A 22,892-nucleotide genomic window follows, 5' to 3' on the forward strand; every position below is an offset into this window, starting at 1 on the left:
TGTCCTTGGCCGGTTAGAGCAGTTTCAGGAAAAGTGGGAACTGGTTTTCCGTCCGAAACTGCGTGTGAATAGAAGGAGAGATGAAAGAAATGGTTGTCATAATGGATTCCTGTAGCCCGCTGACTATGCTTTTTGCACGGGGAGGGCAGGCTGCACATCATCCGGTATCGGATTGATGAAAACTGTACCGCCGAGGCGTTTTTTATGATCTGCTTTGGCCGCTGTAATATGTTCCGGATTGCGGAACAGTTCTGCAGCGGTGCTGCTCATGATTTTCGCTGCATGTGCCATGCCTTTATGGGCTGCAGGCAATTTACCCTGCGCCACCATTTGCCATGAATGCAGCGGCGTGCCGATTGCGCAGGTCGCACCGCGCATTTGCACAGTTGGTACCACCCAGCTTACACTGCCCACATCGGTAGAGCCGACAAGGGAATTATCCCCGTTATACGGCTTATAGATCTCTTCGCATAGGGCAAGGCCGTCTTGCTGCTCAACACCAAAACGGCGGAAAGCATCCGAGATATCTTCTTTGCTCAGAGTATCCTGAAATTCGCGGGCAGTTTTTCTGTCCTGCTCGTCAAAAACAGGTGCGCCGAGACGTTCCAGCTGGATCTGCATCAGCTGTTCAAGGGTTGAATTGCCGATCAGATTGGCATCACCGCTGATGATCTCATCACGCACCGACGTTTCCGTCATCAGGGCTGCACCCTGTGCAATTTTACGAACGCGTTCCAGCAATGTCTGCATTTCCGGCAGGCTGAGCGCGCGGATCAGGTAACGTACAGTGGCTTTGGCCTGCACCACATTCGGTGCAATGCCGCCGGTATCTGTCACAGCATAATGGATACGGGCGCTGGAAGGCATATGCTCGCGCATATAATTGACGCCGACATTCATCAGCTCCACAGCATCCAGCGCACTGCGGCCGAGATGCGGGGCGGATGCGGCATGGGCTGCGCGGCCGGTAAAATGGAAGCTGATTTCATTGCAGGCCAGAGAAACCGGATCATTGACACCGGCAAAAGGAGCAGGATGCCAGCAGAAAGCGACATCCACATCATCAAACAGGCCTTCACGAACCATGAAGCCTTTGGCTGAACCGCCTTCTTCCGCAGGGCAGCCGTAATAACGTACACGGCCTTTGATACCGTTTTCTGCCAGATAGTCTTTCAGCGCGGAGGCTGCGAGGAGTGAGCCGGAGCCGAGCAGATTATGACCGCAGCCATGACCATGGCCACCGTGCTCAATTTCCTGCGGCTCTGCCAGACCGGCAATCTGGCTCAGGCCGGGCAGGGCATCAAATTCACCGAGAATAGCAATGACAGGGCCGTCTTCACCGGCTTCGCCCATAACGGCGGTCGGCAGACCGGCAATACCGCGCTCTACGCGAAAGCCTTCATCCATCAGCATCTGCGCATGGGCATCGCTGGCTTTATATTCTTCGTAATTGGTTTCAGGATTGTCCCAGACTGTATCACTCAGATCAAAATAGGCAGGGCTTTTCTCTTCAACGATATCCCAGATATCAGAATGATTTTTCAATTGCCTGCTCCGTTTGATCCTGACACGCGCTGCATCCTTTACGGATAGTGTCGTGCTATGCTCGTTTACCCGTTCAGACTGGGAAGATGAAGGGGTATTACAACTTATTATTGAGTGCTGATAAAATTCCTTGGTCCCGCTTACAAGTGCTGATTACATCAAAAGCTGCCGTTCAACATAGTTTGATGCTGATACGGGCTGTATAAAGACAGCATGCGGGTCTGGAATATCCTCCGTTGCAGACAACCTCCTCTTTCTGCGCGCTGATAACTACAGTGACGAAATGGCAGAGTACAGGCACAATAATGCTCAAAAAGACGGCATTATTTGCCAATATGGATGGTTGATGTGCCGAAACGGGCGTGAAACAGCGCTTTTGAACACTGTTTCAGGCTGAGAATAAGCATAATGGTCAGTTTTGACGGATGTATAAAGTGGTCGTGATTCAGTGGCCGTTGACCAGCCCGAGGATCAGCTGGTGAATATTTCCGCCCTGTGCCATGTCTGAACGGTCAAAATCGCGGCCGCGCTGGCGCTGCTCCTGAAACAAATCCGAGAGCACTTTATTCAGCTCTGTTTTGAACTTGGTGCATTTCGGATCATTGGCAACGGACATCCCGACGGTGGCCGTTTCAATTTTCTGTACCATTTCTTTGATGTAATCGCCGTGAATATGCTCATGTTTTTCAATGCCGGCATAGAATGTTGCCCAGAGCGCGGCAGTTTCCGGCGGTAGCTTTTGCGCCGGTCTCGGCAATGTATATGTAATTGTCAGTTTTGGTTTGGCAGAAACCAAAGTGCAGTTGCCGTCATCGGTTTTATATTTGCGCGACCAGAGCAATGTGAAATTTGTATGCGCAATGGTGCGTCTGTTCTTGCCGATCTGCGGGCCTTTTTGGCCGATGGAAGCATAGAGCTCTGGACCTGTTGTGCCGGAGACAGAATAGGTTTCCACCTTCTCAATCGCCTGCCACTCAGCTTGCGCACTGCCTGCCCAGATTGTGCCGGTTGCAAGCAGGGTGAAGAAAATACTTTTAACAGACATGCTATCTTCCGGTTTGACCGACATTGTTGAAAGAATGCCGGAACCGGCGTGTCTATACCTAGAGCGTATCCCGAAAAGTGTGAAGCGCCTTCGCGGGAAAAACAGTCCACTGACTGTTTTTTTATCCCGCTTCGATCGGATAACATATGCGCAAAATAAAAAGATCGAGTATTTTTGCCGGAATGGATCGTATCAGTGAAAGCATCATGCGAATGGCCGAAAGCCGGTCTCCCGTTTCACCGGTTCTGAGCCTCCCCTGATTTAGTTGGGATGATTGTGATTTTCTTCAAAATTATCAATGGCACTCGGGCGGAGATCGTTACACTATCACGATACGGAATCACTTAACTCCGGTCATCAATCACTTTTTGACCGGACTAAGAGCGTAGTCTGAAGACTGTGAAACAGTTTTCGGGATGCGTGTAAAATGAACAGGCAAGGCAGTTCTGTTGGTTACTTGAACAGAGGGGTTTTGTCTGCCGGATGGAATGGGGAATACCAGTATGAATATTTATAAAAAGGCGCTTTCGGCGACAGCACTTGCTTTGCTGCTCGGCGGAATGGCCTCTGCTCAGGCTTCAGCAAAAACACTGATTTATTGCTCTGAAGCGGCACCGGACAATTTCGATGCGGCAACCACCACATCAGGTGCAACTTATGACGCTTCGGCGCGTAACGTGTCCAACGGTCTGATTAAAATCAAGCGCGGCTCAACAGAACTGGAACCGGGACTGGCCGAGCGCTGGGAAATTTCGGAAGACGGTAAGGAATATACTTTCTTTCTTCGCAAAGGCGTAAAATTCCAGACAACCAGCTATTTCACACCAACCCGCGAATTCAATGCGGATGATGTAATTTTCAGCTTTGACCGTCAGGGCAACAAGGAAAATCCGTTTTACGGCAAGGGGACATGGCCGCAATATGGTGCCTATTCTTTCCCGACACTGATTAAAGAAATCAAGAAGATCGACGATCATACGGTTAAGTTCGTTCTGAATCGTCCGGAAGCAACCATGATTGCTTCGCTGTCGCTGACTTTTGCTGTAATCCAGTCCAAAGAATATGCGGATCAGCTGGTGGCAGAAGGTAAAACCGATCAGCTGAGCCAGTTGCCGGTTGGTACCGGCCCGTATCAATATGTGGATTATCAGGCAAACAGCGCTGTGCGTTTTCAGGCCAATCCTGATTACTGGGGAGGCAAGCAGAAGATCGACAATCTGATTTTCGCGATCACCCCTGATGCTTCCGTGCGTTATCAGAAGCTGAAGGCCGGCGAATGCCATATCATCGCTTATCCGAACCCTGCGGATATTGATGAGATGAAAGCGGATACTTCGCTTGAAGTACAGCGTAAAGAAGGCCTGAATATTGCTTTCATGGCATACAACACTGTTGTTGCACCATTTGACGATGTGCGCGTGCGTAAAGCGCTGAATATGGCGATCAACAAACAGGCGATCATTGATGCTGTGTTTGGCTCAACCGGTATGGTTGCGGTCAACGCAATGCCTCCGGGCGTATGGGGCTATAATAAAGACGTTAAAGACGATGCTTATGATATTGAAGCATCGCGCAAACTTCTTGATGAAGCCGGTGTTAAAGATCTTTCGATGAAGATCTGGGCAATGCCTGTACAGCGTCCTTATATGCCGAATGCCCGCCGTGCAGCGGAATCGATGCAGGCTGATCTGGCAAAAGTTGGAGTTAAAGCTGAGATCGTCTCCTATGACTGGAGCGAATATCTCAAGCGCTCGCTGGAAAAAGACCGTGACGGTGCAGTCATGCTCGGTTGGACCGGTGGTATGGCTGATCCGGATAACTTCCTTGCAGCTTTGCTGGGTTGTGAAGCTGTCGGCAGCAGTAACCGTGCCAACTGGTGTAACGCTGATTTCGAAAAGCTTATTCAGGCGGCCAAGCTGACCACGGATCAGGCAGAACGCACCAAGCTTTATGAACAGGCGCAGGTGATCTTTAAAGAACAGGCACCGTGGCTGACGATTGCCCATCAGGTGATGGAACAGCCGGTCAGCAAGAAAGTTAAAGATTTCCGCATCGATCCTTTCGGCGGTTATCTCTTTGAAGATGTTGATATCGAAGAATAAGCAACACGATCTTACCCGTTTTTGGTGAGCACTTGTTTCAAAATCAATGGCGCCGTCACCGGCGCCATTTCTGCAAGATGAAATGAAACTGTAAGCTGATACCAAAGTTCATTGAGTAAAACTCATTGGACTTTGGTTAAGCCCGTGTGGTGATTGAACATTTTCAAGGCGTGATGCGTTAGCATCTTAGCGCCTTGGTATGAGGTAAAAGAATCCGATGGATATTGTTGAACGCTTTCTGAACTATACCCGTATTAATACAACAGCCGTATCCGATGCGGGGAAACTCCCGTCCAGCAGCGGCCAGACTGAACTCGCCAATCTGTTGGCAGGCGAGCTGCGCGATTTGGGACTTACCGTGGAAATGAGAGATCATTCCATCGTGGTTGGTACATTGCCGTCCAATATCAAAGATGCCAGCCGTCAGGCACCGGTGATCGCATGGGTTGCCCATATGGATACCAGTGGTGAATATACTACTGATACCAAGGCGCATGTGGTGGATTATCAGGGCGGGGATATCGTCCTCAATAAAGCGCTTGATATTGTGATGCGCGTTGAGGAATTTCCGGAACTGAAGCGTTACGAAGGCGACCGCATTATCGTGACAGACGGCACCAGCCTGCTGGGTGCGGATAACAAGTCAGCGATCGCTGAAGTTATGCATGCGATGCAGGTGTTGCAAGATAATCCGCAGATTGAGCATGGCGAGGTTAAAGTCGTGTTTGTGCCGGATGAAGAGATCGGTCTGCTGGGCGCGAAAGCACTGGATGTACCGAGCCTCAATGCGGATTTCGCCTATACGCTGGACTGTTGTGCAGTGGGTGAAATTGTCTATGAAAACTGGAATGCCGGTGAGTTCCACATCACTTTCCGCGGCCAGCCTGCCCACCCGATGTCGGCTAAGGGCAAGCTGCGCAATGCCATTCTCTATGCCCAGCAATATGTTGGTATGCTGCCGGCGGGTGAGCGGCCGGAACATACGGAAAATCGTGAAGGCTATTACTGGGTCAAAGCTATTCAGGGCAGCGTGGCATCGGCCAAAATCGTGGTTGATATCCGCGATTTTACTGTAGAGGGCTATGATAAACGCCGTAATTTCATTGATACACTCGCGGCAAGCTTTAACCAGTTGCATGGTGAGGGCACAGTATCGGTTGAATATCGTCCGATGTATCGCAATGCTGCCGAAGGCCTGAAGGGCGATAATTTCTATCCGGTTGAACTGGCTCTGGAAGCGATGAAAGCTATTGGTGTCGAACCTTATGCCATTCCGATGCGCGGTGGTTATGACGGTGCAGTTCTGTCAGAAAAAGGTCTGCCTTGCCCGAACCTGTTCTGCGGTGCGCATAATTTCCATTCGATCTACGAGTTCCTGCCGGTTGGTTCTCTGAACAAGGCATCGGAGATGGTGATTGAGATTTTGAAACGCGCAGCAGCGGCTAAACGCTGATTAAACATACGAACACAGTTATGAATGTTACAGGCGCGGAAGAACACCGCGCCTGTTTTTATTCTGTCAGCAACAATGTGTGGAAACCGGTAATACGCAGCAGATGCGCGCGCCATTCGGCAATGGCCTGATAATTATTCACATACCACCGCAGAGCCGAATAGACCTGATTGAACGCGCCAACTGTCATCATCAGTCCGCCGAAATTCAAGCCGCCGGAAAAATAGATCGGTGCGGCGGCCAAAATCGGCACCACAATAGCCATCCAGCCAAAGCCTGATGAAATCCATGTGAGATTGGTCTCCATAAGGATCAGCTTTTTTATGCTGGAATACAGGCCTTGAAATTTACCGCGCAAAAAACCGATTTTCCGCTCGCTCTCATTGGCCATCGGGTAATTATCGTTTTCACTAATAATTTTAACAAGAGCGGTTCTGAATTCTGCTTCCTGCGCTTCACGGGCGGCGTTCAGTTTGACCAGCCCGCGCCCCACCAAACGGCTTAGGGCAGAGGCAAGTCCAACATAGAGAATGGCCGCCCAGACCATATAGCCCGGTAGTGAGAATTCGTAGCCATTATAGCGGAATACAAAACCTTCCGACACATTCCACAGAATGCCGATAAAACTGAATAAGAGGATGGAAGACTGAATGAAGCCGATTGTCAGCCCCGTGGTTGAATCTGCCAGCTGTCTTGTATCCTGATGGATGCGCTGGTCGGGATTTTGCGCATAAAAACCGGTCTTATCGAGTTTGGATGCCTTATTGCCATGTAGCCAGCAATCAAGAAGATTTTTGACAATAGCTTTGCGCATCACCACAGAAAGCGTTTGCTGAAACCAGTTTTGCGCAACATTGAGCACCAGCAATCCGGCAGCAATGAAAACAAAGATCTGCAACTGCCGGATAAATTCCGGAACATCCCGCTGCTCAATGGAATTGTAAAACGGTACATTCCATTGATTGAGTGTCACCTGCCCATAGGCGGTTGCCAGCAAAATCAGCAGCAGCGTAACAGACATGGCTGCCAGTTTCAGAAATTCTTCCGAGGAATTCAGAAGCTTGCGCAGAATGCCGAGTTGCGTGAAAAAGGGAATGTCCGGTAGGTGACTGTCGCTCTGAGGGTCTTGTTGATGTGGCACCGAAATGACTTCTTTCAGCTGCTGCATAATTTAAAATCTTAGAGCGACCTTTGTGCGCCCCATTGGGCGCACGGCGCTCTAATGACCCTGTAATTTTAGGCTGGCTGCAAAGTAATAGAATTCGGGGAGCCGATCCAGAGCGGCCATTGAAAAAAATACGCTGCAATTTCATCAATGATAGAAACAGCGAGCAAAAAAATCCCCCGAACCATTGCTGATCGGGGGATTGTCTCTTCAGCACTGAGCAGGAAGATCAGTCTTCTTTGCCGTAAATGCCGGTATGGATGATGCCATCGGCACCGCACCATGCGCGATACATGCCGGGGCTGTTGAACGGCAGTTCGATATTGCCTTTGGCATCAACGGCGATCAGGCCGCCGGAGCCGCCGAGTTCGCCCAGTTCCTGCACCACATCACCCGCAGCCTGTGCAAGGCTCTGACCTGCCCAGCGCATACGCGCGTCAATTTCATGACCAACCGCCCAGCGAATGAAATATTCGCCATGACCGGTTGCGGAAATTGCAGCGGTTTTATCATCTGCCCATGTACCGGCACCGATCACAGGGCTGTCACCCACGCGACCCGGTGTTTTCGCGGTCATGCCACCGGTGGAAGTTGCAGCAGCAATATGACCGTTTTTGTCGAGTGCAACAGCGCCAACGGTGCCGTGTTTACGTGCCGGATCACCATCATCCGCCAGACCAAGACGACGACGTTCCATTTCCGCTTTCAGTGCATCGAGACGTTGCTGGGTGCCGAACCATTCCGGTTCCATCATTTCCAGACCGGCATTTTCACAGAAGCGCTTGGCACCGTTACCGGCGAGGAACACATGCTCGGTCTGTTCCATGACCGCGCGGGCTGCCAGCACCGGATGACGCGGGCCGCAGATGCCGGTGATCGCACCGCAGCGGCGTGTCTCGCCGTCCATCACGGCAGCATCCATTTCATGCGTGGCATCAGTGGTATAAACCGCACCGCGACCGGCATTGAACAGCGGATTATCTTCCAGTGCCATAACGGCGGCGGTGGCGGCATCCAACGCGCTGCCGCCTTCGTGTAAAATTTTCAGACCGGCTTCCAGACAGGCTTTGAGACCTGCGTGATAGGCGACTTCCCGTTCCGGTGTCATATTGAATTTCAGGATTGTGCCTGCACCGCCGTGGAGTGCAATTACAGGAGTAGTTTCAGACATGGTATTCCTCAGATATTGAAAGCTGTCATGAGAACGCCGTCTCAATTGAGACGGCGTAACTTCATCAGTCAGAGCGTAGTTTCGGGTCCAATGCGTCGCGAAGACCATCACCAAACAGGTTAAAACCCAGAACAGTCACGAAAATCGCAATGCCCGGAAACAGGGTCAGGTGATCGGCAACGCCCATATAGGAGCGTCCGTCTGCCAGCATGGCACCCCATTCAGGGCTTGGCGGCTGTGCGCCCAGACCGATGAAGGAGAGGGATGCCGCAGTCAGAATGGATGTCCCGATACGCATGGAGAAATAGACGATCACATTCGGTAATGTGCCCGGCAGAATGTGGCGCAGCATGATCACGCGGTCTTTAACCCCGATAGCGCGGGATGCATCCACATAGACTGTGCGCTTGAGCTGCAATGTGGTGCCGCGGGCAAGACGGGCAAAAACCGGAATCGAGAAGATCGCAACCGCATAGATCACATTGGTGATGCCAGGTCCGAGAATGGCGATAACAGCGATCGCCAGCAGGATACCCGGAAAGGCCAGCAGCAGATCGCACAGACGCATCACAGCGGAGTCAATCCAGCGACCGTAATAACCGGAGATGATGCCGAGCGAGACGCCCACCAGAGCACCCAGTGTTACGGACAGGAAGCCGACGGACAGCGAAATCCGTGCTCCCCAGATGATGCGGCTGAAAATATCGCGGCCATAGGTATCCGTGCCTGCCCAATGGGCGGCACTTGGTCCCTGCAGCACGGCATTATAATCCGGAATGGTCGGATCATAAGGGGCAACAAACGGCGCGAAGATAGCCATCAGCACCAGAGTGATGATGAAGATAAGCGCAACCATAGCCACTTTTTGTTTTTTAAAGCGGCGCCAGAATTCAGCCAAAGGCTTGCGCATTTTTTCGGTGGGTTCCACCACAACAGTTGTCGCACTCATTTGTAGCGGATCTCCGGATTTGCGAAAGCATACAGCACATCAACCAGCATATTGATGAAAATGAACTGCAGCGAGAACAGCAGGATCAGCGCCTGAATGACCGGATAGTCACGATAGGAAACTGAATCGACCAGCAGACGGCCGAGACCCGGCCATGAGAACACGCTTTCAACCACAATCGAACCACCGAGCAGGAAGCCGAATTGCAGACCGACCATGGTGATGATCGGGATCAGCGCATTGCGCAGAGAGTGTTTCCAGATCACACGGCGTTCCGGCACACCTTTGGCGCGTGCAGTGCGGACATAATCTTCACGGGCAATTTCGATGAAGGAAGAGCGGGTGAAACGCGCCATAACTGCCGCAACACCGACGCCGAGCGTAAAGGACGGCATGACAAAATGCTGCCATGTGCCGTAACCGCCGGTCGGGAACCAGCCGAGATGGACGGAAAACAGGTTGATAAGCAGCAGGCCGAGCCAGAAAGGCGGAAAGGAAATACCGGAAACCGCAATAATCATACCCGCATAATCAGGCCATTTGCCGCGTTTGACAGCGGAGACAACGCCGATCAGCAGGCCGAGAGCCGTTGACCAGAGCATGGCGAACAAGGTCAGCCAGACGGTCGGCATCAGGCGGGCGCCGATTTCTTCCGCAACAGTGCGGCGGGTTTTCAGCGAAATGCCGAAGTCGCCCTGTACAGCGCGGGTAAAATAGCGGACGAACTGTTCAGGCAGCGGTTTATCAAGCCCGAGAGAGGAGCGCACAACGGCGACATCTTCAGCGCTGGCTTCAGGGCCGGCAACAAGACGGGCAGGATCACCGGGCAACATATGCACGAAGGCAAAAACGCAGACCATCACCATCGCAATGACAGGGATAGTGGCCAACAGCCGTTTGATCAGATAGGCAAACATGGATTTCCTTTCTGAAAAACTGTGCTGACCGTATTAAGCGTATCCCGAAAAGTGCGAAGCGGTTTTCGGAAAAGATACGCGTCAAATAGCGGTCAGCACTCGCTTTCAGATGCGATTATTCAGCAAAAGCGGCATCTTCGAGCAGGAAGCCGCGGTCAGGCAGCATATAAACGCCCGACAGGCTTTTGCTCTTGGCAGCAATATTCTGACCTACACCAAGGAAAATCCACGGTGCATCCTGCCATGCAAGTTTCTGCACTTCCGCATAGGCTTCAGCACGTTTTGCCGGATCTGCAGTTGCAATACCTGCTTCAATCGCTGCATCAACCTTCGGGTTTTTATAATATGCGACGTTGAACATTGCAGGCGGGAAGCTCTGGCCGTAAAGCAGCGGGCGAATACCCCAGTCAGCATCACCGGTCGAAGCAGACCAGCCGCCGTAATACAGCTGCACGGTTGCATCTTCAGGCTTATCAACGCCCCAGACTTTCTGCGCGGCAACACCGGCTTCAAGCGGCACGACATTGACCTTTACATTGATCTGCGCCAGCTGCTGCTGGATGAACTGCGCGGCACGCAGGGAACCGGTATTGGAGGCAGCCCAGACTTCTGTTTCAAAACCGGCTTCGAGGCCTGCTTCTTTCATCAGTTCTTTGGCTTTGTCGAGATTGAAAGTGTAGTCACCGGCTTTCACATGGAATGCCAGAGCCGAAGGAATGATGGAATCTGCCGGTGAGCAGTAACCATTGGAGACAACTTTACAGAAAGCGTCTTTATCAACGGCATAGTTCAGAGCCTGACGCACGCGCAGATCATCAAACGGCTTCTTCAGATTGTTCATGGCGACATAGGTTTCAACGATCGACGGTGTCGCTTCGACCTGAACATTCGGATTGTTTTCGACTGCCTTCATCAGTTCAGTCGGGAATGTCGGAATGTACTGAGCTTCGCCGGTCTGCAACATCGCAAAACGGGCGCCGGATTCCGGAACGGAGCGGATGGTCACGCCGTCAACTTTCGGCATGCCTTCTTTCCAGTAATTGTCGTTTTTCACGACTTCCAGTGTATCAGCAGCCCAATGTTTGAAAGTGAACGGGCCGGTGCCGACCGGATTACGGTCGATATCTTTGCCGAATTTTTCCAGCGCTGCCGGAGAAATCATCATCGCGCCCGGATGGGCGAGAGAGGCAACCATGGCACCGAAAGGCTCTTTGAGGGTCAGTTTGATGGTTGAGTCGTCAACGGCCTGTACTTCCTTAACCATGGAAACAAGGCTGCGGCGGGACAGTTTGTTATCCGGATTGGCAAGGCGGTCAATGTTGAACTTGGCAGCAGCAGCATTGAAATCTGTGCCGTCGTGGAACTTGATGCCCTTGCGCAGTTTGATTGTAAACTCGGTGGCATTTTCATTGGCTTCATAGCTTTCAGCGAGAAGCGGGATCAGTTTCATATCCTTGTCGAAACCGAACAGACCCTGATAAATCAGGCGCAGCGAGGTCTGGGACAGGGTGTCATTGACCACAGCAGGGTCAAGACCGGTCAGGTTGTCCTGAACAGCAACGGTGAGCGATTTCGCCCATACGGTGCCCGGAAGCATGACAGCGGCAGCTAATGCCGATGACAGCAGAATTGATTTCAGTTTCATTAGTCTCTCCTTCCACTTATTATTTAAAATCACCGATCGGGTGGCGGGCTACAAAATGGCCGGGTTCCACCTCAACCAATGGTTTGACAACAGGCATATCGTCGGGCTTGCGCACCGGACTTGGGATTTCGCCCTCAATCAGCGGTCTGTTGCGGTCGCGCCGTGCCGGATCGGCAATCGGCACCGCAGAGAGCAGACGGCGGGTATAGGCATGTTGCGGATTTTCAAAAATCTGACGGCGCGGGCCGATTTCAACAATCTGTCCGAGATACATCACGGCAACACGGTGCGAGACGCGTTCAACCACGGCCATGTCATGGCTGATGAAAATATAGGACAGGCCGCGTTTTTCCTGCAATTCCATCATCAGATTGATGACCTGCGCCTGAATGGAAACGTCCAGTGCGGCCACAGCCTCATCCGTAATCAGAATATCCGGATCACCGGCCAGAGCGCGGGCAATACAGATACGCTGACGCTGGCCGCCGGAGAACTGATGCGGATAGCGGCGCGCATGTTCCGGCTGCATGCCGACATCGCGCAGCAATTGCACAACGCGCTCCTCAATCTCATTGCCCTTGGCAAGGCCATGGGTGATGAGCGGTTCGGCAATAGAGAAGCCAACTGTCAGGCGCGGATCGAGTGAGGCAAACGGATCCTGAAACACATATTGAATTTTACGGCGAACAGCGAGTTTCTCAGCGCCGCTCAGCTTGAAAATATCCTTGCCGCGATAGTGTACTGAACCGGAAGTGGCTTCCTGCAACATCATCAATGTACGGCCGGTGGTGGATTTTCCGCAGCCGGATTCACCGACAAGTGCCAGAGTTTCGCCCTGACGCAGATCAAAATTGACCTGTTCAACCGCGTGCACGCGACCTGCCAGCTTGGAAAAGAAACCACGGCGGATATCAAAACGGGTGACGAGATCGCGCACCTTCAGCACAGGTTCGTCGGATTTGATTGTATCCTGCGGCGGGGAAACTTCAAATTCAGCAGGCTTGCCATTTGCATGATCAGCTTTGAGCATCGGGAAACGGCGCGGCAGGTCTTCACCATTCAGTGCACCAAGACGCGGCACAGCAGCCTGCAAAGCACGGGTATAAGGATGCTGCGGCGACTTGAAAACGTCCTCTACAGTGCCTTCTTCAACCTTTTCACCGTGACGCATCACGAGAACGCGGTCAGCCACTTCTGCCACCACACCCATATCATGGGTGATGAACAGCACAGCCATGCCCATCTCTTCCTGCAACAGGCGGATGAGGCGCAAAATCTGTGCCTGAATGGTCACGTCAAGCGCGGTGGTCGGCTCATCAGCGATCAGCAGTTTCGGTTTGCAGGACAGCGCCATTGCAATCATCACGCGCTGGCGCATACCACCGGAAAGCTGATGCGGGTGGCGGTCAAGCAGGCGTGCTGCATCGGGAATACGGACTTTTTCCAGCATGCGCAGCGCTTCCGCACGCGCTTCTGAAGCAGAGCAATTCTGGTGCAAACGCACAGCTTCGGCAATTTGTTCGCCAACGGTGAAAACCGGGTTGAGCGAGGTCATTGGTTCCTGAAAGATCATGGCAATATCATTGCCGCGGATCTTTTCCATCGCTTTCAGGGAATGTTTGGTGAGGTCGGTGGTAACACCGTCATTGCCGGTAAAGTGGATGCCGCCTTCGGTGATCTTGCCGCCGCCGCTTTCCACCAGACGCATAATGGCCAGCGAGGTTACGGATTTACCGGAGCCGGATTCACCAACCACAGCCAGCGTTTCTCCGGCCTTGATCTCGAAAGACAGGTTCTTAACCGCACGGAATGTGCTTTCATCACCTTTGAAATCAACGCTGATATTCTCAACGCGGATAACCGGTGCTGTTTGCGGGTTACTCGGCTTCACTGACATCCGTGGTCCTCGTTTTGGACTGCGGATGCTGTTCATCATCCGCATAAAAATAGGGCATGAGAAAGCGTGTCATCGATACGGCATCGGACACGCTCTGATGATGGGCCGCCAGAACGGCGAGAATAGTTTCAAAAGCAGCAAGTGCGGCAATGCCGGAACTGTGCAGAACCGGATGATCCGCCGGAATGAAAATCTGCTCATGGCTGAGGGCGCAAAGCGGAGAATGCGCTCCGTCCGTAACCGCGATGCAATAGGTGCCGCGACCACGGGCGAGCTTCATAAAATCGACTGTGTGTTGTGAATAGCGTGGCAATGCCATGGCGATCAGCAGGTCTTCAGGACCGAGGCCTGCGATTTTGAGCGCGACCCGCTCCATGCCGTTCTCACCGGTCAGCATGATCTGTGCACGGCTGAAAGGCAGCAGCCTGTCGGCAAAAAGCTGGAGCAGATTGCCGCTGACACCAAAGCCTAAGAATGCAATGCGCTGGGCGTTTTGGATACGCATGGCGGCGCTTTCCCAGACCGGATTATCCGCTTGCTTTGCAACAGTCTGTACCTGTGAAAGAGCATTCTTGAAGGCGTCTTTAATCACACGGCGCGGCGGAATGTGACGGGCGCGGTCGATATTTTCAACCGGCTTCAGCAGAGACTGATAGCCCTGCACGGCATGGGCGCGAAATTCGGTAAAACCGTTCAGGCCGAGCGCTTTGACAAAACGTGTGATGGTGGCGGTGGAGGTTTCGGTGGCTGTTGCCAGCTCTTCAATGCCCATTGTGGCAACCGGAAAGGGGTTCGTCAGCACGAAATCAGCAATTTTCTGCTGATTGGCTGTCAGGCGTGACCACTGTGCTTCAATAAGCGCCGGTAGATTCACCGATCTTTCCCCCTCATTATTCTCCCGAAAAAAATCCTATCAAAAAAGATTCAAAATGAAAATCTTTTTCATAAGAGTGTCACAGAAATAAATTTCTACGATGCAGAATGAAATTTGGCCGCTGTTCGGATGGGAACAGCGGCCTGAAACAGGTTCAACAGAGAGGGAGCCGAAGGCTTTGTTATTTCAGGCTTTTGATCGAGCCAATATCTGCACCATCCGTGCGAGTTCGGCTTCACTTGAATTGGCAAAGCCAATGCGGAAAGCCTCTGTGGCACGGCTTTTATCCAGCTCAAAATGTGCACCGGGCAAGACGGAGAGGCCGGAGCGGGCAGCATTTTCAGACCATGTTTGTGCACAAAACCCCTGATTGAGTCTGAACCAGATGGCCAAACCACCAGCCGGAAGCGAGAACCGGCCGTCATCGCCGAGCAGGTTTTGCAACTGTCCGGCGAGAAAGTCGCGTCTTGCGTGATAAATCCGGCGGGCTTTTCGGGCATGGCGCTTGATAGTGCCGTCAGCGAGAAGGTCACTCAGGGCAAGTTCCAGCGGCAGGTCGCCTTGCCGGTCAATCGCCTCACGGTGCCGGATCATCCGCCTGAGAATATCCGCCGGTGCAACGGCATAGCCGATACGAATGCCCGGAGCCAGAACCTTGGACAGGGAGCCGAGATAGATAACCGGCAGTTCCTTGCCGGAACGCGCGGTTAATGGCAGGACAGGGCGGCCGTCATAGCGATATTCATTGTCATAATCATCCTCGATAATGACCAGACCGTAACGCTGTGCAATATCAAACAGGCGCAGCCGTCTTGCGGCTCCGAGCGTGACTGTTGTCGGATATTGATGATGCGGTGTCAGGTAAACAGCTTTGAGCTGCGGGTCTTGTCGGGCAAGTGCCTCAAGAGCATCAACATCAATCCCGCCTTCATCCACCGCTATGCCGCAGATTTCTGCGCCCGCTGCACGAAATGCCGACCATGCCAAAGGATAACCCGGCTGCTCAACGGCAATTTTTGTGCCGGGTTCAATGATTGCTTTCGCGGCCAGAAACAGCGCCATCTGGCTGCCTCTGGTAATGAGAATGTCTTTCTCAGTAGCCACCAGACCGCGCTCGACATTCAGATAGGCTGAAAGATTTTCCCGCAGTGATTTATTGCCTGCCGGATCACTATAGGAGCCGCCATGGGTGAAATTGGTGCTTGTCAGTGCACGGCGGAAAGCCTGCGCAAAGGCGGTTGTCGGCAGCAGGCGTGCATCCGGCGCGCCGTCAGAAAATTTGAGTGTAAAAAGCGGCAGATTGCTGTTCACGGGAGAGGGCTGTTTACCGGCCGTTGTTGTTTTTCCTGAGCCGGAAACGTCCGGCAGGTCATGGGAAACAAAGGTGCCGCGCGATGGTTCAGCTGAAAGCCAGCCCTGCATTGTCAGTTCGTGATAGGCCGCATCAACAGTATTGCGGTTGAGTTTGAGTGTTTGCGCCAGCGAACGTGTGCCGGGCAATGCCGCGCCGGGTTTGAGGCGGCCACGTTCAATCTCGCTAATAATGGAGCGGGCTAAGGCCAGAAAAATCGGTTCCCGTTCGCGGGCAGAGACTTCGATTGCAAGTGCGGTACTTTTTCTCATCACAGACCTGAATTGATAAAGGCAGGATGCTGCCTGTTCCATATTAGAGCGGAAGAGAGGCTTCAGACGCTGGTCAGCCTTGCAGGCGGCGTGACCAGTCCTCCGTTTTTCGTGTGGCTAGTCGCTTAACGGCATAATCACGCCAGCTCTGCGCAAGATGTTCAAGATCGGCCATCACAGCCAGTTCTGCAAAATTCAGCGTATCGACATATAAAATATGCCACGCTTTGCGGATGGTCCAGTCAGGCGAGGGGCGTTCAATCAGTTGTAATATATCGCCGGCTTCAACAAAGCCTTCTTGTAGAACGCGATAATACCAGCCGGTACGACCGCTGCGTTGCACACGCAGGGACATGTCGCCGGTATCAAAGCGGAAATTAAGCTTCCAGCAGGGCTGACGTCCCTGACTGACCTGAATAACGGCGTCACCAGCCTGAAATATGTCCCCGATTGCAATAGTCTCTTCTGTCAGGCCGGTGGTCGAAATATTTTCACCGAATGCGCCTGCCTGTTGCAAGACATCGCGCTCGCCGATTTCCTGCTTCCAGACCGCATAATGTTCATAGGCATAATGATGAACAGCTTTTTCCGGCCCGCCGTGATGCTTGCGATCACCTTGTGCATCCTTGGTGAAGCCTTCCGTGCCGAGCCAGTTTTTGCCCTGTGACGGAGTTTTGGCAATTGCACTGGGGGCTTCGCGGGGGCCAAGCGGGGCAACGGTACCGGTCAGAACTGTATTTATCGAAATCATATCTGCGTTCTCTGGGCATAAGGAGAGAGCCATTTCTGACCAATATTATGACTGATATTGGTCAGAAATGGAGGCCGACCTTGGATTTGAACCAAGCTGAACGGATTTGCAATCCGTTGCGTAACCTCTCCGCCATTCGGCCTGATCTTGGGGCTTAGGATCGTGTAGTTTTCAAAATATCTTGGGAGGATGTTTTGTAAAACCGTCTCCTGAATAATGCTGTTCAGGGCAAAGCGGATGGTCCGGTTTTTATATTCTGAACAGGCCGGTAGCGATGTGTAATGCATAGAAATACAGAATAGAAAATCAGATTAATCAGTATATTTGTCAGTCAATCGGCCTGTTATTGTCGGATTGTTTCTGCCTTTGCTTTTATTACAGGTCGAGATTGCGTAGCCAGTTTTCAAAGCTGACCTGTTTGCTGTTCGGGACAGGGAAATCTGTCGGCTCCGGATGGGGTGCGGACAGGTTTTTGCGCACTTTGCTCGGGCTGACGCCGAACTCATTGGTGAATGCGCGGGTGAAATTTGCGGCAACATCAAAACCGGCCGTTTGGGCAATGTCGAGAATTCTGTCCTGATTGGCCGGATCCTGCAATGTTTCATAGGCCGCTTGCAGGCGCTGTTTGCGGATATAATTCAGAACGCCGCCATGGGACTCGAACAGCTGATAAAGCCGCGTGCGGGATATGCCGACCGACCGGCAGATTTTCTCTGCTGTGAGTTGCGGATCGTGCAGATTGTGATGAATGTAGTGATGCACCCGTTCCATGGTTCCGAAGCCGATTTGACCCGGATGGTCATGGTCTGGACGGACACAGGGCTCAACGCCGTTCACAATCATATTCCTGATTGTTTGTACAATACCGGGCAGATCATCCAGTGTCAGCGAGGGCAGATGTGTTTCAACCTGAGCCAGAAAATTCGCCAGCAGCGTGGCAAGCGTTCCTGACAGGATGGAATTATTGACAGACTTGAATAGACCGGCCTCGCCGGAAAACAGGCTGTAAGGCATATAGAGCAGCACAATTTCAGAACTGGTGCAGCGCCCCCGATAGGGGTGTCCGAGTGTGCGGAAGGCCACGCGACCCGAGCCGGTTTTAATAACTTTGCCGTCAACCTCCGTCCATGCCTGCCCGCTGCGTCTTAATCCCAGATACCAGTGATCAATCGGGCTGTAGCGTAATTGTGCAGCAGTGCGGGCGTAACTATAGGCATCGCTCTGCTGCCGGACAAACAGCATTTTCCCGAAATGCCAGACAGTATGGGTAGCGAAAAATCCGTCCTCAGGCAGAACATTGTCCGGCAAACGGACATCAATAATCGGCCGCATATAAACGCGCCATGCCTCGAATTGCTCTTCGGGAGGCAGGTCCTGCGTGGAAAAATGCAGCGACGGTAAAGGCGGTGCGGTTGAAGGAATGATCACCGGCTCAAGAACATCCTGACCGGTGCGGGGAAAGCGGCGGCGCTCAACCTGCGGCCATGTTGCTTCAGCTCTCAGCCGGTCAGTGTTTCCTTCCGGGGTGTCAGATTGCTTATGCATGCGTTTCCTCCGTCCACTGCATATTTTCGCAGTGAAATCTTGTGAAATCTCTCAGCACATCATCCTCAAGCAATATCTTATCATATCAAATAAGAAATGTACGAAATGATAATTTTCAGGATGCAGTGATAACGACAATCCTCTGACGGAACGGTATATAGTATATAAAAGTAATTTTGTTAAAATTTCGTTTATATTTTGAGTATTTTTAGTAAGTTTACTTAAGTAATTTCATTAAATTTCTTTTTACATCAATGCAGATTTAAAGATAAATTTGATGGAGTTGAAGATGAGTGAACTTAATCACCACATTGGTAATCAGTCTGGCAGAACACCTGTACGTGAGCTTTATGCTGTTCAGTCGGATATATTACATAAGCAGATTATTGTCACAGGCGGAGCCGGTTTTCTCGGTTCGCATCTCTGTGAGCGTCTCCTCCGTTCAGGCCATCGGGTTATCTGTGTTGATAACTTCTCGACCGGCAGCAAGCAGAATATTATGCATCTGCTTGGCTATGACACTTTCAGTGTTATTGACCATGATATTGTTGAGCCGTTCGATCTGGAAGCGGATGAGATTTACAATCTCGCTTGTCCCGCATCGCCGCCGCATTATCAGGCCGATCCTGTTCACACAACGCTGACCAGTGTGCTGGGCGCGTATAATCTGCTGACACTGGCTGCCCGCTATAATGCCCGCATTTTTCAGGCGTCAACATCCGAGGTTTACGGCGATCCGCATATTCATCCGCAGGTCGAAACCTATTGGGGCAATGTCAATCCGTTCGGCCCGCGCTCCTGCTATGATGAGGGAAAGCGCTGTGCGGAAACCCTGTTTTTCGACTTCCACAAAGCCTATGACACCGAAATAAAAATCGTCAGGATTTTCAATACTTTCGGCCCGCATATGCGGCCGGATGACGGACGTGTGGTCTCCAATTTTATTGTTCAGGCGCTGAAGGGCGAGGACATTACGATTTACGGTGACGGCACGCAGACCCGTTCCTTCTGCTATGTGGATGACCTGATCGAAGGTTTTGTCCGTCTGATGGCGGCCGATGCATCGGTGACAGGACCGGTTAATCTGGGCAATCCCGGTGAGTTCATGATCGGTGAACTGGCGAAGATCGTGATTGATCTGACAGGCTCCCGCTCGCGTATTGTTCACCATCCGCTGCCTGTCGATGACCCGCGCCAGCGCCGTCCTGATATCTCGCTTGCAATGCGTGAACTGGGCTGGCAGCCGCAGGTGCAGCTGACCGAAGGTCTGGAAAAGACAATCACCTATTTTGACAGCCGTCTGAGCCTCTCCGGATACAGATTACGGGAGATAGCCAGATGACAGCAAAGCGCATTCTGATTACGGGCGGTGCCGGTTATATCGGGAGCCATACAGCCAAGCTTCTGAAATTCCGGGGTATTGAGCCGGTTGTTTATGACAATTTGTCTACGGGGCACCGGTCTTCCGTGCGCTATGGCCCTCTTGTGCAGGCCGATATTCTGGACACGATGCTGCTGACGGAAACGATCCTGCGCTATATGCCGGTTGCCGTTATTCATTTTGCCGCGTCCGCCTATGTCGGGGAATCCGTCACAGATCCTGCAAAATATTACCGTAATAATGTCTGCGGAACTTTGTCTTTACTGGATGCCTGTCGCGAGACAGGGCTGGATAAGGTGATCTTTTCTTCGAGCTGCGCCACTTATGGCGTGCCGGCAAATTTGCCGGTTGCGGAAACTGCCGCCCAGATCCCTGTCAGCCCTTATGGTCAGACCAAGCTGATTGCTGAACATATGCTGGCCGATTATGCCTCGGCTTTCGGGCTGCGCTATGTGGCTTTGCGCTATTTCAATGCCTGCGGCGCTGATCCGGAAGGTGAACTGGGAGAATGGCATGATCCGGAAACCCATCTCATCCCCCGCGCGCTGCTGGCAGCAGCCGGAAAAATCGCACAGCTTGAGATTTTCGGAGATGATTATGACACTGAGGACGGCACCTGTGTGCGGGACTATATTCATGTCACTGATCTCGCCCGCGCCCATGTTCTGGCTTACGATTATCTTGCCGGTGGCGGTGACAATCTCGCGGTCAATCTCGGGACAGGGCGTGGCTCTTCTATCCGCGAAATCCTCAATACGATCGACAAGGTAACCGGCCGTACGGTTCCTGTAATTATCCGTCCGCGTCGTGCAGGTGACCCGCCGGCTCTTTATGCCGATCCCGCTCTTGCACGCCATATGCTTGGTTTTGAACCGCAATATTCGGATCTGGAAACAATCGTCCGGACTGCGGCTCCTTTCTTCGGACTGGAGGCGAGATCATGACACTTCCTGCCATCAACAGACAGAAGTCTTTCACGCTGAATGGCGAACCGCTGCTGGTATCCGTATTTCAGGGCTACAGGCGGGCAGAATATATTGCCGGTGTTTCTATATGGCTGGCGGCCTTCATCTATTTCTGGGTCTGGTGGTTGCAGCCTGAACATCATGTGAGTGTATTCGGCAGTCTTGTAGCAACGCTGGTGCTGGCTTGGCTCACATTGCTGCCAGCCTATTTTCTGGGCATGTTTTACTTTGCGGTTAAGCCCGTCGGTGCTTTGCGCATACCGCAGAACAGCCGGATTGCCATGGTTGTGACCAAGGCACCATCAGAACCATTCTCCATTGTCGCTGAAACTTTGCAGGCGATGCTTGCGCAGACACAGCCGCATGATACCTGGCTTGCCGATGAAGATCCGTCACCGGAAACACTGGCGTGGTGCCGCGCGCACGGGGTTTTTGTATCGACACGTAAAGGCCGCGCCGACTATCACCGGCAGACATGGCCACGTCGTACGCGCTGCAAAGAAGGCAATCTTGCGTTTTTCTACGATCATTACGGTTATGAGCGCTATGATTTTGTTGCGCAGCTTGATGCCGATCATGTGCCTGAGCCGGATTATCTCTGGCAGATGTTGCGGCCATTCGCCGATCCGGCAGTCGGTTATGTTTCCGCGCCGAGTATCTGCGACCACAATGCTGCGGAAAGCTGGTCGGCACGCGGCAGGCTCTATGCCGAAGCCAATGTTCACGGCTCTTTACAGGCAGGCTATAGCGGTGGTTTTGCGCCGATGTGCATCGGCTCCCATTATGCAGTGCGCACTGTAGCGCTCAAGGAAATTGGTGGTCTCGGGCCGGAACTTGCTGAAGATCATTCCACAACGCTGATGATGAACGCTTATGGCTGGCGTGGTGTCCATGCGATTGATGCGATTGCGCATGGCGACGGCCCCCGCACTTTCGGCGATCTGATTACGCAGGAATTTCAGTGGGCACGCAGCATTGTAATGATCCTGCTGCAATATTCGCCGGATCTGATCCCGCGTCTGTCGCCGCGCCTGCGTTTCCAGTTCTTGTTTTCGCAACTCTGGTATCCGCTGTTTTCGCTGCTCACAGCAACACTTTTTGCCATGCCGGTTATTGCACTTATTCGCGGCGAGAATTTTGTGGCTGTCACTTATCCTGACTTTCTCACGCATTTTGTGCCGCTTTCGCTGATCCTGCTGGTCTTCGCCTATCGCTGGCGGGCAACCGGAACTTTCCGGCCTGAAAACGGTAAAATTCTGAGCTGGGAGAGCGCGCTCTTTCTGCTCGCCCGCTGGCCTTGGGCACTGGCAGGCTCGGTTGCGGCATTACGCGACTGGATGACCGGATCTTTTGTGGATTTCCGCGTGACCCCGAAGGGAACATCCGAGGTTGATCCGCTGCCTTTCAGGGTTCTGGTTCCCTATGCCTTTGTTGCGCTTGGTTCCGTATTGGCGGTGTTTCTTGTGCCGGATGCCGGTGAAAGTCGTGGCTTCTACCTGTTCGCCATTCTCAACAGTGTGACTTATGCCGTGCTGCTGATCGTGGTGCTGGTGCGGCACAGCGTGGAAAACAAAGTGCGCATGACCACGCGCTATTACCGTCCGGCAGTGCTGGCGACTATTCTGTCTCTCATCCTTCTGCCCGGAATTGCGACCTTTGAACGGGGACGTGAAAGCCTCGAAGTGCTTGCCTGGGGCGCAAAACATGTCCGGCTTTTTGATGAACGCTATTCGGCAGCCGGTGCCGGTGTCGGCGGACAATCGCTGCGCATAACAACATTCAGACCGCATTGGCGCTCCGGCGCATCAATAAACATATCGGAAGATTAGAGCGTATCCCGAAAAGCGGGAACCGGTTTTCGGAT

General features: G+C 52.5%; 17 protein-coding genes and 1 tRNA gene. 5 read left to right on the top strand and 13 right to left on the bottom strand.

The window, feature by feature from the left end:
* Positions 1–123: 123 nt before the first annotated feature.
* Both KHQ09_RS04115 and KHQ09_RS04120 read right to left on the bottom strand, forming a co-directional pair.
* On the bottom strand, positions 124–1,545 hold the full coding sequence (locus tag KHQ09_RS04115) for a M20 family metallopeptidase (protein ID WP_213596488.1): 1,422 nt from the start codon (positions 1,543–1,545) through the stop codon (positions 124–126).
* A 445-nt stretch (positions 1,546–1,990) separates the two neighbouring features.
* Positions 1,991–2,590 carry a DUF922 domain-containing Zn-dependent protease gene (locus tag KHQ09_RS04120; protein WP_213596490.1) on the bottom strand — a complete coding sequence of 200 codons (600 nt, stop codon included), beginning with the start codon at positions 2,588–2,590 and terminating at the stop codon, positions 1,991–1,993.
* Between the two features lie 503 nt (positions 2,591–3,093).
* On the opposite strand from KHQ09_RS04120, the gene KHQ09_RS04125 reads away from it, so the two are divergent.
* Together KHQ09_RS04125 and pepT are read left to right on the top strand one after the other, a co-directional pair.
* A complete protein-coding gene (locus KHQ09_RS04125; protein WP_213596492.1) occupies positions 3,094–4,692 on the top strand; it encodes an ABC transporter substrate-binding protein in 1,599 nt (532 codons plus the stop codon).
* Positions 4,693–4,909: 217 nt separating this feature from the next.
* Positions 4,910–6,145 (top strand): peptidase T, encoded by a 1,236-nt coding sequence (gene pepT, locus KHQ09_RS04130; protein ID WP_213596494.1) that lies wholly within the window; start codon positions 4,910–4,912, stop codon positions 6,143–6,145.
* A gap of 58 nt (positions 6,146–6,203) precedes the next feature.
* Here pepT and KHQ09_RS04135 read toward each other — a convergent pair whose 3' ends face one another.
* The 11 genes from KHQ09_RS04135 to KHQ09_RS04185 form a co-directional block, all read right to left on the bottom strand.
* Complete coding sequence (locus KHQ09_RS04135) at positions 6,204–7,313, bottom strand: SbmA/BacA-like family transporter (protein WP_213596496.1); 1,110 nt, start codon at positions 7,311–7,313, stop codon at positions 6,204–6,206.
* 226 nt (positions 7,314–7,539) lie between these two features.
* A complete protein-coding gene (locus KHQ09_RS04140; RefSeq protein WP_213596499.1) occupies positions 7,540–8,481 on the bottom strand; it encodes an isoaspartyl peptidase/L-asparaginase family protein in 942 nt (313 codons plus the stop codon).
* Between the two features lie 64 nt (positions 8,482–8,545).
* Positions 8,546–9,430: an ABC transporter permease subunit gene (locus KHQ09_RS04145; protein ID WP_022710156.1), complete on the bottom strand. Its 885-nt coding sequence runs from the start codon at positions 9,428–9,430 to the stop codon at positions 8,546–8,548.
* Positions 9,427–10,347, bottom strand: coding sequence for a glutathione ABC transporter permease GsiC (gene gsiC / locus KHQ09_RS04150; RefSeq protein ID WP_151158558.1), 921 nt, complete (start codon positions 10,345–10,347; stop codon positions 9,427–9,429). Before gsiC ends, KHQ09_RS04145 begins: the two co-directional genes overlap by 4 nt.
* A 115-nt stretch (positions 10,348–10,462) precedes the next feature.
* Positions 10,463–11,992 (bottom strand): glutathione ABC transporter substrate-binding protein, encoded by a 1,530-nt coding sequence (locus KHQ09_RS04155; RefSeq protein ID WP_151158557.1) that lies wholly within the window; start codon positions 11,990–11,992, stop codon positions 10,463–10,465.
* Between the two features lie 19 nt (positions 11,993–12,011).
* On the bottom strand, positions 12,012–13,889 hold the full coding sequence (locus KHQ09_RS04160) for a dipeptide ABC transporter ATP-binding protein (protein ID WP_213596501.1): 1,878 nt from the start codon (positions 13,887–13,889) through the stop codon (positions 12,012–12,014).
* Positions 13,870–14,763 carry a MurR/RpiR family transcriptional regulator gene (locus tag KHQ09_RS04165; protein WP_121993922.1) on the bottom strand — a complete coding sequence of 298 codons (894 nt, stop codon included), beginning with the start codon at positions 14,761–14,763 and terminating at the stop codon, positions 13,870–13,872. The genes KHQ09_RS04160 and KHQ09_RS04165 overlap by 20 nt, the downstream gene beginning before the upstream one ends.
* Before the next feature lie 186 nt (positions 14,764–14,949).
* The gene (pdxR, locus tag KHQ09_RS04170) at positions 14,950–16,386 is read right to left on the bottom strand and encodes a MocR-like pyridoxine biosynthesis transcription factor PdxR (protein WP_213596503.1); all 1,437 of its coding nucleotides are present in this window, start codon (positions 16,384–16,386) and stop codon (positions 14,950–14,952) included.
* Between the two features lie 73 nt (positions 16,387–16,459).
* Positions 16,460–17,137 carry an MOSC domain-containing protein gene (locus KHQ09_RS04175; RefSeq protein ID WP_213596505.1) on the bottom strand — a complete coding sequence of 226 codons (678 nt, stop codon included), beginning with the start codon at positions 17,135–17,137 and terminating at the stop codon, positions 16,460–16,462.
* 68 nt (positions 17,138–17,205) lie between these two features.
* A tRNA-Cys gene (locus KHQ09_RS04180) sits at positions 17,206–17,279 on the bottom strand.
* Between the two features lie 233 nt (positions 17,280–17,512).
* Positions 17,513–18,682 (bottom strand): AraC family transcriptional regulator, encoded by a 1,170-nt coding sequence (locus KHQ09_RS04185; RefSeq protein WP_213596507.1) that lies wholly within the window; start codon positions 18,680–18,682, stop codon positions 17,513–17,515.
* Between the two features lie 367 nt (positions 18,683–19,049).
* Here KHQ09_RS04185 and KHQ09_RS04190 point away from each other — a divergent pair, with 367 nt between their 5' ends.
* The 3 genes from KHQ09_RS04190 to KHQ09_RS04200 are packed head-to-tail and all read left to right on the top strand — an operon-like array spanning position 19,050 to position 22,857.
* Positions 19,050–20,024: a UDP-glucuronic acid decarboxylase family protein gene (locus tag KHQ09_RS04190; protein WP_420801465.1), complete on the top strand. Its 975-nt coding sequence runs from the start codon at positions 19,050–19,052 to the stop codon at positions 20,022–20,024.
* Positions 20,021–21,007, top strand: coding sequence for a UDP-glucose 4-epimerase GalE (gene galE, locus KHQ09_RS04195; RefSeq protein WP_213596518.1), 987 nt, complete (start codon positions 20,021–20,023; stop codon positions 21,005–21,007). Before KHQ09_RS04190 ends, galE begins: the two co-directional genes overlap by 4 nt.
* Positions 21,004–22,857, top strand: a complete 1,854-nt coding sequence (locus tag KHQ09_RS04200; RefSeq protein WP_213596520.1) for a glycosyltransferase family 2 protein — start codon at positions 21,004–21,006, stop codon at positions 22,855–22,857. The genes galE and KHQ09_RS04200 overlap by 4 nt, the downstream gene beginning before the upstream one ends.
* Positions 22,858–22,892 lie beyond the last annotated feature (35 nt).

This window comes from Pseudochrobactrum algeriensis (genome assembly GCF_018436245.1).
Taxonomy (GTDB): domain Bacteria; phylum Pseudomonadota; class Alphaproteobacteria; order Rhizobiales; family Rhizobiaceae; genus Pseudochrobactrum; species Pseudochrobactrum saccharolyticum.

What these genes read in the sequence shown, in the direction of transcription:
- KHQ09_RS04120 (WP_213596490.1), bottom strand. Translation starts at nt 2,590, where the DNA reads ATGTCTGTTAAAAGTATTTTCTTCACCCTGCTTGCAACCGGCACAATC.
- KHQ09_RS04125 (WP_213596492.1), top strand. Translation starts at nt 3,094, where the DNA reads ATGAATATTTATAAAAAGGCGCTTTCGGCGACAGCACTTGCTTTGCTG.
- pepT (WP_213596494.1), top strand. Translation starts at nt 4,910, where the DNA reads ATGGATATTGTTGAACGCTTTCTGAACTATACCCGTATTAATACAACA.
- KHQ09_RS04135 (WP_213596496.1), bottom strand. Translation starts at nt 7,313, where the DNA reads ATGCAGCAGCTGAAAGAAGTCATTTCGGTGCCACATCAACAAGACCCT.
- KHQ09_RS04140 (WP_213596499.1), bottom strand. Translation starts at nt 8,481, where the DNA reads ATGTCTGAAACTACTCCTGTAATTGCACTCCACGGCGGTGCAGGCACA.
- KHQ09_RS04145 (WP_022710156.1), bottom strand. Translation starts at nt 9,430, where the DNA reads ATGAGTGCGACAACTGTTGTGGTGGAACCCACCGAAAAAATGCGCAAG.
- gsiC (WP_151158558.1), bottom strand. Translation starts at nt 10,347, where the DNA reads ATGTTTGCCTATCTGATCAAACGGCTGTTGGCCACTATCCCTGTCATT.
- KHQ09_RS04155 (WP_151158557.1), bottom strand. Translation starts at nt 11,992, where the DNA reads ATGAAACTGAAATCAATTCTGCTGTCATCGGCATTAGCTGCCGCTGTC.
- KHQ09_RS04160 (WP_213596501.1), bottom strand. Translation starts at nt 13,889, where the DNA reads ATGTCAGTGAAGCCGAGTAACCCGCAAACAGCACCGGTTATCCGCGTT.
- pdxR (WP_213596503.1), bottom strand. Translation starts at nt 16,386, where the DNA reads ATGAGAAAAAGTACCGCACTTGCAATCGAAGTCTCTGCCCGCGAACGG.
- KHQ09_RS04175 (WP_213596505.1), bottom strand. Translation starts at nt 17,137, where the DNA reads ATGATTTCGATAAATACAGTTCTGACCGGTACCGTTGCCCCGCTTGGC.
- KHQ09_RS04185 (WP_213596507.1), bottom strand. Translation starts at nt 18,682, where the DNA reads ATGCATAAGCAATCTGACACCCCGGAAGGAAACACTGACCGGCTGAGA.
- galE (WP_213596518.1), top strand. Translation starts at nt 20,021, where the DNA reads ATGACAGCAAAGCGCATTCTGATTACGGGCGGTGCCGGTTATATCGGG.
- KHQ09_RS04200 (WP_213596520.1), top strand. Translation starts at nt 21,004, where the DNA reads ATGACACTTCCTGCCATCAACAGACAGAAGTCTTTCACGCTGAATGGC.